1 pseudogene is annotated in these 502 nt (G+C 64.6%); it reads right to left on the bottom strand.

The features are described 5' to 3' along the window. Positions 1-64: 64 nt before the first annotated feature. Positions 65-502, bottom strand: a pseudogene (locus FWJ25_RS20830) (methionine adenosyltransferase domain-containing protein); the annotation flags it as partial.

Genomic DNA, 502 nt, shown 5'->3' with positions numbered 1-502 from the left:
AAACAGAGGAGGCGCCTCATGCAGAAGACGGCTTCTCCGCCTTGAGGGGCTTCACCACCTCCCAGGTGRAGTCGGGGTCGTCCCTCCCAAAGTGCCCGTAGGCCGCCGTCTTGAGGTRGCGSCCGTTGCCGCCTTTCTTGAGGTCGAGGTTGATGATGATCATGCCGRGCCTGAAGTCGAAGTTCTCCTTCACGATCTTCAGGAYCTCCTTGTCGGGGATCGCGCCGGTGCCGTACGTGTCCACGAACACCGAACGGGGCTCGGGCACGCCGATGGCGTARGASACCTGGACRATGGCGCGGCGRGCRAGGCCGSYGGCGACGATGCTCTTGGCAGCCTGCCTCGCGACRTAGGCYCCGCTGCGGTCMACCTTGGTYGGGTCCTTGCCGGAGAAAGCGCCACCACCATGGGCTCCCCAGCCACCGTAGGTGTCAATGATGATCTTGCGGCCAGTGAGTCCAGCATCGCCGTGAGGTCCGCCGATGACGAAGCGGCCAGACGG

It is taken from the genome of Marinobacter salinexigens, assembly GCF_008370345.1.
GTDB lineage: Bacteria > Pseudomonadota > Gammaproteobacteria > Pseudomonadales > Oleiphilaceae > Marinobacter > Marinobacter salinexigens.
This window is presented reverse-complemented; position numbering and strand designations above follow the sequence as displayed.